General features: G+C 65.9%; 11 protein-coding genes. 7 read left to right on the top strand and 4 right to left on the bottom strand.

What is annotated here, in order from left to right:
- The first annotated feature begins 181 nt into the window (after positions 1-181).
- Positions 182-763, top strand: coding sequence for an SEL1-like repeat protein (locus ACP696_RS17140; RefSeq protein ID WP_426044090.1), 582 nt, complete (start codon positions 182-184; stop codon positions 761-763).
- A 67-nt stretch (positions 764-830) separates the two neighbouring features.
- Complete coding sequence (locus tag ACP696_RS17135) at positions 831-1,157, top strand: hypothetical protein (RefSeq protein WP_426029797.1); 327 nt, start codon at positions 831-833, stop codon at positions 1,155-1,157.
- Between the two features lie 31 nt (positions 1,158-1,188).
- Here ACP696_RS17135 and ACP696_RS17130 read toward each other — a convergent pair whose 3' ends face one another.
- Together ACP696_RS17130 and ACP696_RS17125 are read right to left on the bottom strand one after the other, a co-directional pair.
- Positions 1,189-1,536 (bottom strand): type II toxin-antitoxin system HicB family antitoxin, encoded by a 348-nt coding sequence (locus ACP696_RS17130; RefSeq protein ID WP_426044089.1) that lies wholly within the window; start codon positions 1,534-1,536, stop codon positions 1,189-1,191.
- A 42-nt stretch (positions 1,537-1,578) separates the two neighbouring features.
- The gene (locus ACP696_RS17125) at positions 1,579-1,878 is read right to left on the bottom strand and encodes a Uma2 family endonuclease (RefSeq protein ID WP_426044088.1); all 300 of its coding nucleotides are present in this window, start codon (positions 1,876-1,878) and stop codon (positions 1,579-1,581) included.
- 48 nt (positions 1,879-1,926) lie between these two features.
- On the opposite strand from ACP696_RS17125, the gene ACP696_RS17120 reads away from it, so the two are divergent.
- Positions 1,927-3,372, top strand: coding sequence for a GH1 family beta-glucosidase (locus tag ACP696_RS17120; RefSeq protein ID WP_426044087.1), 1,446 nt, complete (start codon positions 1,927-1,929; stop codon positions 3,370-3,372).
- Between the two features lie 33 nt (positions 3,373-3,405).
- Here the strand turns inward: ACP696_RS17120 and ACP696_RS17115 are convergent, their stop codons facing one another.
- On the bottom strand, positions 3,406-4,296 hold the full coding sequence (locus ACP696_RS17115; RefSeq protein ID WP_426013501.1) for a hypothetical protein: 891 nt from the start codon (positions 4,294-4,296) through the stop codon (positions 3,406-3,408).
- Between the two features lie 349 nt (positions 4,297-4,645).
- On the opposite strand from ACP696_RS17115, the gene ACP696_RS17110 reads away from it, so the two are divergent.
- Together ACP696_RS17110 and ACP696_RS17105 are read left to right on the top strand one after the other, a co-directional pair.
- Entirely contained in the window at positions 4,646-5,341 is a 696-nt protein-coding gene (locus ACP696_RS17110) for a TerB family tellurite resistance protein (protein WP_426013500.1), read from the top strand.
- A gap of 104 nt (positions 5,342-5,445) precedes the next feature.
- Positions 5,446-5,733 (top strand): hypothetical protein, encoded by a 288-nt coding sequence (locus tag ACP696_RS17105; RefSeq protein WP_426013498.1) that lies wholly within the window; start codon positions 5,446-5,448, stop codon positions 5,731-5,733.
- Positions 5,734-5,744: 11 nt separating this feature from the next.
- Here the strand turns inward: ACP696_RS17105 and ACP696_RS17100 are convergent, their stop codons facing one another.
- On the bottom strand, positions 5,745-6,116 hold the full coding sequence (locus tag ACP696_RS17100) for a hypothetical protein (RefSeq protein WP_426044086.1): 372 nt from the start codon (positions 6,114-6,116) through the stop codon (positions 5,745-5,747).
- A 216-nt stretch (positions 6,117-6,332) separates the two neighbouring features.
- Here ACP696_RS17100 and ACP696_RS17095 point away from each other — a divergent pair, with 216 nt between their 5' ends.
- Both ACP696_RS17095 and ACP696_RS17090 read left to right on the top strand, forming a co-directional pair.
- Positions 6,333-6,623, top strand: coding sequence for a putative quinol monooxygenase (locus ACP696_RS17095; protein ID WP_426013495.1), 291 nt, complete (start codon positions 6,333-6,335; stop codon positions 6,621-6,623).
- Positions 6,624-6,628: 5 nt separating this feature from the next.
- Positions 6,629-7,840 carry an acyl-CoA dehydrogenase family protein gene (locus ACP696_RS17090; RefSeq protein WP_426013493.1) on the top strand — a complete coding sequence of 404 codons (1,212 nt, stop codon included), beginning with the start codon at positions 6,629-6,631 and terminating at the stop codon, positions 7,838-7,840.
- Positions 7,841-7,945: the final 105 nt, after the last annotated feature.

Here is a 7,945-nt window from a genome sequence, read left to right as displayed (position 1 = left end):
CTTTGCTGTCGGCTGGCATGAGCGCTTCGGTCGAGATCGTGACGGGGAAACGGCGGGTGATTGATTTTGTGTGGTCGCCGGTGGCGAAGACGGTGTCAGAGGCGGGGAGAGAGCGGTGAGGAACGGATATCGACGGCCTTACCCCCCGACCCGTGCGGGGGCCTCCCTGGCAGCGGCCTGCTTGGTCGCATCGATGTCGTTTGGCTTCGCCTGGAGTGCGCCTCCCAAGACGTCGCGGACCAAGCAGGAGCCTCCCAGTCTCTACTTCTGGCGTAACGAACGCCCTCACAACCAGCTTCAGTTCGAGACGGTGGAAGGCTACCTCTACAACATGCAAGAAAGGCAGCGTCGCGTCGTTCCCACGAGGACCGCCAGCGCCTATTCCGCCGCCCAACTGCGCACATGGGCCCAGCGCGGCGACTTGATCGCGAACTTCATCATCGCCGGGCAGCTCCGAGGTTCGCTCAACGCGCAGACCATAAACAGCCAGCAGGACGAGGCCGCGCTGGCGCGATCACTCCCGTTCTATGAACGCGCCGCACAACCGTCGCCATGCGCCGGCATCCTGGCGAGCGAAAAGAAAATCCGGGAGTTCCTTGGTTGCAGCAAAGGTCTCCCCGAAGCCCAATACGTCTTGGCCGTTTGCTACAAATACGGACTTCTTGGCTGCCGCCAAGACGACGCCCTATCCTTAAAATACTGCACCCTGAGTAAAGGGCAAGTATACATCCCGTCCGAAAACCTATGCCGATCTGAGGATTGAAATGCCAAACCCCACGAAGGCTGTTCGTCCTGAATTCGTCGCCCAGTCATTGCCGGGCGGAGACACCTTGATCACGCTCGTCAGCGGATCGGCGGCGAACGTCGGAATTACTCTGCCGCGCATCGTCCTGGGACCGGGCACCACGACCACCAGCGTGTCGGCCTTCGTGGAAGGCCTTGAGGCTCTCTACTGGCACTCGGACACCGCGAGCCCGATCGACTCGGTGACACAGTTCACGGACTACGCCACCAAGGGATGGGACGTGCGGGTCGATTTCGGCGCCACCGGCAAGAATGGTGCGCGTGGGGGAGCGGCGTCGGCCGTCTGGAACAAGGAGAAATGGAGACACACACTCTATTTTCTCGGCGCCATAGATCTTCGAGTGGAAGCCTAGGCGCGGCGGCATCGAGCATAGCGACCCCCCTTTAAGCGGCCTCGATCTCCCGCGTCGCCGCGTCTCGCAACTTCTCCTCTGTCCAGCCCACCAAGCTCTTGCCTGCCAGTTCCGCCGCCAGGGCGGCGCGGGCGTGAACGACCGGATCGACACGGACCATGATCTGGCCGGAATAGGGCTTTTCCGGCTTCTTTCCGGCCTTGGCGCAGGTGGCGATGTAGTCGGCGATGGCCTCGTGGAAGGCGGCCTTCAGGTCGCTGACGCTGTCGGCGTGGAAGCCGACGATGTCGTTGACCCCGGCGAGGCGGCCGATGAAGATCTCATCCTCGTCGTCGAATTCGGCCCGAGCCGTGTAGCCGTTGTGCTTCATGACATTCATGGCGTCACTCCAATCGCCGCGAGGGTCGTTCCGGCCGACTTGTCAGGCGTCGCCGAGCAACTCCGCCAGCCGCATCGCCAACTCCGGCGCCAACAGTGCGGCCACCTCGGCGTCGGCTCCGAACGCCTTGACCGAGCGATAACGCTCGTCCGTCGGGTCGCGATGGACGATCACGCGCCGGGCCGCGACATCGACCACCCAGTAGGCGCGGAGGCCGTGGTCGGCATAGATCGCGGTCTTCAAGCCCAGGTCGCGTGACAGGCTTTCGTCGCTGACCTCGACCATCAGGGTGACGTCGCCGCCCGACAAGTCCTGCGGCTTGAGGCAGCGCTTTGCGATCATCTTCGCCGCAACGAAGACGCGCGATCTTCAACGGAGCAGGGGGTGGACGTGGACAAGGGTGTCAACCGCAGAGCCTTGGGCGTCCTGGCGGTCGGTGGTGCGGCCGGGCTTGGCCTCAGCGGCTGCGACCGCGCCGGCAAGACCGAGGTCGCGATCAAGTCTCGACAATTCCCCGACGACTTCGTCTGGGGCGTGGCCACGGCGGCCTTTCAGACCGAGGGCTCGCCCACCGCCGACGGGCGCGGCCCCAGCATCTGGGATACCTTCGAGAAGCAGCCGGGCCGGATCAAGGACGGCTCAACCGCCGATCTGGCCACAGACAGCTACCGTCGCTACGCCGAGGATATCGAGCTGATCGCCGGGGCGGGGCTGAAGGCCTTCCGCTTTTCGATGTCGTGGTCGCGGGTGCTGCCCACCGGGTCAGGCACGGTCAACGCCGCGGGCTTGGACCATTACGAGCGCCTGGTCGACGCCTGCCTGGCCAAGGGCGTCACGCCCTACGCCACCCTGTTCCACTGGGACCTGCCCCAGGCCCTGCAGGACAAGGGCGGTTGGAGCGCGCGCGACACCGCCCAGAGCTTCGCCGACTACGCCGTCGCCGTCGGCCAGCGGATGGGCGACCGGCTCAAGCACATAATCACCCTCAACGAGCCGGCGGTGCACACCGTCTTCGGCCATGTGCTGGGCGAGCACGCGCCGGGCCTGAAGGACATCGCCCTGCTGGGACCAACCACCCACCATATGAACCTCGCGCAGGGCCTGGCGATCCAGGCCCTGCGCGCGGGGCACGACGATCTGAAGATCGGCACGACCCTTGCCCTGCAGCCGTGTCGCCCGGCCGGCGGAGCGCTGGCCTTCTGGAACCGCCCGGCGTCCGGCGGCCTGGACGCGCTGTGGAACCGGGCGTGGCTGGACCCCCTGCTGAAGGGCGTCTATCCGGCTTTGATGGATGATTTCCTGAAGGGGCATGTGCAGGACGGCGACCTTGCCAAGATCCGCCAGCCGATAGACTTCCTGGGGGTGAACTACTACTCGCCGGCCTATGTGAGGATCGACCTGGGCTCGCCCAGCCACATCGCGCCCGCCGCCCCGCCGCCCGGGGCCGAGCTCGACGCCTTTGGCCGCCAGATCGACCCCTCGGGCCTGGCCCAGGTGCTGGACATGCTACGCCACGACTACGGCAACCCGGCGGTGATGATCACCGAGAACGGCTGCTCGGACGCCTTCGGCCCGGGTCCAGCGGTGCTCGACGACGGCTTCCGCAGCCAGTATCTGCGCCGCCACCTCGAGGCGGTGAAGGGGGCGATGGAGGCAGGCTCCCGGATCGGCGGCTATTTTACCTGGACTCTGATCGACAACTGGGAATGGGACCTGGGCTTCACGTCCAAGTTCGGCTTGGTGGCGATGGACCGAACCACGGGCGTGCGAACGCCCAAGGCGTCCTATGCGTGGTTCAAGGCGCTGGCGGAGAGCGGGGCGCTGCCGGTAAAATAACCCTCTCATCGGGAGAGGGTCTAAACGCCGCCCTTAGTCCGGCTTGCAGACCAGTACGTTCTTGCCGCCGCGCTTGCCGGGCGCGAGGCTGCCGGCGCAGGGCTGGGGATTGTTGGGGTCGATGATGATCTCTCCCTTTTCGGCCAGCGGCAGTGCGGGCGGCTTGGCGCCAGGCTTCGCCGCCGTCTTCGCCCCAGGTTTCGCCGCCGTCTTCGCAGGCGTGACCTTGGCGGAAACCGGCTTGGCCTTCGCCGCGACAGGCTTGGCGATCGGAGCCGGCTTCGGCGTGTCGGCGACCGGGGTTTCAGCCGCTGGAGCCTCCTGAGGCAAGGGCTCCGTCGCAGCCGGGACGGGTGCGGATTCGGTCGGCGCGAGAACCGGAGCCTCGTCCTTCTTGACGTTGTAGTTCAGGGCTTGGCCGAACAGGTTGGACTTGGTCTCCAGGGTCTTGGCGCGGGATTCGCAGTCGCCTGGGGGCGACCAACTCATCCACACCTGAGCCAGGCGGGCCTTGTCGACCTGCTCGGAGCCGCCCCAGACCGAACGGCCCTTCTTGATCGCCGCCGCGCCATATTCGGAGATCGGACGGGGGCTGGCCTTCTCGGCCGCCACAATCGCCGACCGATAGATCTTCAGGTCGCTCTGGGCCTGAGTGCGCAGGGCCGGATATTCCTTCATTGCAGCGGAAAATCCGTCGGGGCCGGGGAAGGCCTTCTCGATGCGAGTCACTTCCGGCAGGACCTTGTCGTACAGCTCGACATAGCCGCCCAGCGCGCCGTAGCACCAACCGACATAGCCATAGTCGTCGGTCGGCGGCGTGGGCGCGGCGGTCGTGCGGACCGGGGGAGCGGAGGCGACCGGCGCGGTGGACACGGGAGCGTCCTGGGCCAGCAGGGCCAGGGCGAGAAGGAAAGCGGTCGCCATGCGGGCGGAAGTCCTCTTGATAGGGCGTCGATCTACAAAGTCGGGCGCGTTGAGTTAGAGCCTTTCCGGCCGCAATGGGACCGGAGCATGGCGCCGGGGGCGTTTCAACCCGCCCACGCTCAAGCGTGACCATAACGACGTGGACGGCCAAAACGCTCCCCCGGCCCGCGAATATTTCCGGCGAGCGTCGGACAGACTGTTACCAATTTTCAATGTGCGATGCAGCATGGCCGGGTGGGGCCACGGCTTTTTTGTGCTAGAAAGCGTGGGAGGCGTGATCCGTGGGGGACGGTCTTGCGTATATACAACTGCCACTACTCCGCCACGCTTCTGGACTCACGTCGCTGCCATGACCTTCTGGCGTAACATTGCAAGCCTCGCCGCGCGGCGGTTGGACATGGCGGAATGCCAGGAATGTCCGCCTGGCCTGCCGGGGCAGGATCCGGCCTTCTCGACGGCCGTGACGGCCCTGGGCGCGAAGCTGGCCAAGGCCGACGGCTCGGCCGACACCGACGAGTTCGCCGCCTTCGCCGAGGTGTTCCACCCCGACCCCGCGTCCGAGAACAACATCCACCGCCTGTATGACCTGGCGCGGCAGACGACGCACGGCTTCGAGAGCTATGCCAAGCGCCTGGCCAAGCGCTATCGCACCTGCCCGCAGCTGCTGGAGGACGTGCTGGACGGCCTGTTCCACATCGCCAAGGCCGACGGCGCGGTGACCCCCGAGGAGCTGGCCTATCTGGAGCGGGTGTCGGATCTGTTTGGCATGTCGCCGCTCGCCTTCCGCCGCCTGACCGCCACCCACGTCGGCGCCGAGCCTGACGATCCTTACCGCATCCTCGACGTGCCGGCCGACGCCGAGGACGCGGTGGTGCACTCGGCCTGGCGCACGGCGATGTCGGAGGTCCACCCGGACCGGGCGAGAGCCCGAGGTCTGCCTCTGGAGTTCATCGAAGTGGCCGAGGCCAAGTCGGCCGCGATCAACGCCGCCTTCAGCACGGTGATGCGCGAACGCCGCGAATTGGCGGGTTTCGCGGCGGGCTAGCGTCGAATTCATTTTACGCAACGATCGACTGGGTGTTCAGTTGACGTTCAGTACTGGCGCCCCACCTTAGCAAGAGGGCGGGGCAACGCCTGGCGAGGAAGACGATGGAGACATCCAAGGCCAACGGTATCGCCTGGCGCAGCCTGGCCACCATCGCCGGAGCCGTGGCGACCTCGGTCGCCGTCGCCGTCGCCGCCGTCATCGCCGTTGTGTTCGCCGCCACCTTGGTGGTCATTGGCTTCATGGCCACCGCCTTGCTGGGCTTGGCCGCCTTCGCCCTTCGCGGTCGTCCCACCGCCGCGCCCGCGCCCGCCGGCGATCCTGGCCTGATCGAGGCCCGACACATGGGCGGCCATTCGTGGGTGGCCTACGGTTGGAACGAGCGGCGGTAAGTTTTCTCCCGCTACCCCGGATTTCGACTGAGCTTCGCCGCGCCCTGCGGCTGCCGCACGACTGACTCCGCCTCGGGCGTCACCGCGTTCTGAACGCCCGCGAACGCCATTCCCGCCGGCCTGTCTATGAAGGCCTGGGTCCACCACAGACCGTTCGAACCGACATGACCCAGGCTACAGGCGGTGTCGACGCCCCAGCCTAACGCCGAATAGCCGCCGAACGGAGGGGTCTGCAGCGTTCGCCACGACGCCTCGGTCAGGAAGCCGGTCGGGCGGTCGCGATGGGCCTTCAGATAGGTCAGCAGATCGCCGAGGTTGATGTGGACCAGGCCGGACGGTCCCAGCACCGTGCCTGACCAAGCTCCGACCAAAGCCGCCAGCACGTCAGCCGCGTTAGTTGGGCGAGCAACCGCGAAGCGGCGAGCGCCAAGGCGGCGCGGAGGTGGTCTCGACGCGTCGGCTCCATGCGATCCCCTGGACGCCGCATGTGGCGCGGCGCTCGCCATGGTTGTCAAGCGCGTGCCCCCTTGCCCTCTACGCCACTCTGCCCGACACTGGCTTCAAACAAGCGTTTAGCCGCCAAGGCCTCGGAGACGAACATGATAGGCGTCATAGCAATTCTCAAAGTGCAGCCGGACAAGGCCGCCGATTTCGAAAAAGTCTTTCTCGACCTCCAAAACAAGGTGAAGGCCAACGAGCCCGGTTGCCTGGCCTACCAGCTCGTCAAGAGCCGGACGGAGCCTGCAGTCTACAAAGTGCTGGAACTCTATGCCTCGGAAGACGCGCTAAAGGCCCACGGCGGCAGCGACTATTTCAAGGCCGCCGGCGCGGCGATGGGACCGTTCATGGCCGGTCGTCCCGAGATAGAATATCTGGATGCGGTGGAGTAGCGGCCGTGGATCTCGCCTTCTCCGCCGAGGATCTGACCTTCCAGAATGACGTCCGCGACTGGATCGCCAAGGCTTTCGATGACGGCCTGCGCCACAAGATGGCCCAGTCGAAGAACGGCTATCTCGACAAGGCCGGCCAGGTGAAATGGCAGAAGAAGCTGTTCGAGCGCGGCTGGGCCGCGCCGGATTGGCCGGTTGAGCTGGGCGGGACGGGCTTCACGCCCTCGCAGCGCTACATCTTCAACATGGAGATGTCGCTGGCTGGCACACCAAACCCCTCGCCCATGGGGCTGAAGATGTGCGCGCCGGTGATCATGGCGTTCGGCACGCCAGAACAGAAGGCCCAGCACCTGCCGCCGATCCTGTCGTCCGACATCTGGTGGTGCCAGGGCTATTCGGAGCCGGGCGCGGGGTCGGACCTCGCCTCGCTGAAGATGAGCGCCGTCCGGGATGGCGACGACTATGTCCTGAACGGCTCAAAAATCTGGACCACCCAAGCTCAGTGGGCCGACTGGATGTTCTGCCTGGTGCGCACCTCGACGCAGGGCAAGCCGCAGGAGGGGATCAGCTTCCTGCTGCTGCCGATGACCCTGCCCGGCATCCAGGTGAAGGCCCTGCCCACCCTGGACGGTCCGGCCGAGGGCGAGCAGGAGATCAACCAGGTGTTCTTCGACAATGTTCGCGTGCCCGTGGGCAACCGGATCGGCGAGGAGAACAAGGGCTGGACCTACGCCAAATATCTGCTCGAGTTTGAGCGCGGCAACGCCTATGCGCCTGGCCTGATGCACATGTTGCGCAAGGTGAAGAAGATCGCCGCCCTGGAGCGCGCCGACGACGGCGGGGCGCTGATCGAGGACCCGGACTTCCGCTTGAAGATCGCCGAGCTGGAGATCGCGGTGGAGTCGCTGAACGCCACCGAGCTGCGAATCTTCTCCGGCCGTTCTGCGGGCAAGGCGGTGGGGCCGGCCTCGTCGATGCTGAAGCTGGCGGGATCAGAGACCCAGCAGGCGATCACAGAATTGGCCCTGGAGGCGGTCGGAACCTATGCAGCGCCGTTCGTGCGCGACACCTGGGCCCCGACCAACGAGGGCCGGGCCGGACCGGATTACGCGGCCCCGATCGCGCCGTCCTATTTCAGCTACCGCAAGACCACGATCTATGCGGGCTCCAGCGAGATCCAGAAGAACATCATCACCAAGCTGGTGTTGGGGCTTTAGATCGGAGTGGGGGGCGGGGCGGGGGCCCGGGCCCCCCCCCCCCCGGGGGGGGGGTGTTTTTTTGGCAGCGTCGGCACAAAAACCCCCCCGGGAGAACCCCCCCCA

It is taken from the genome of Caulobacter sp. DWR3-1-2 (assembly GCF_049896225.1).
Classification (GTDB): domain Bacteria; phylum Pseudomonadota; class Alphaproteobacteria; order Caulobacterales; family Caulobacteraceae; genus Caulobacter.
Note: the sequence above shows the minus strand (reverse complement) of the source record. Positions and strands in the feature narration are given on the sequence as shown.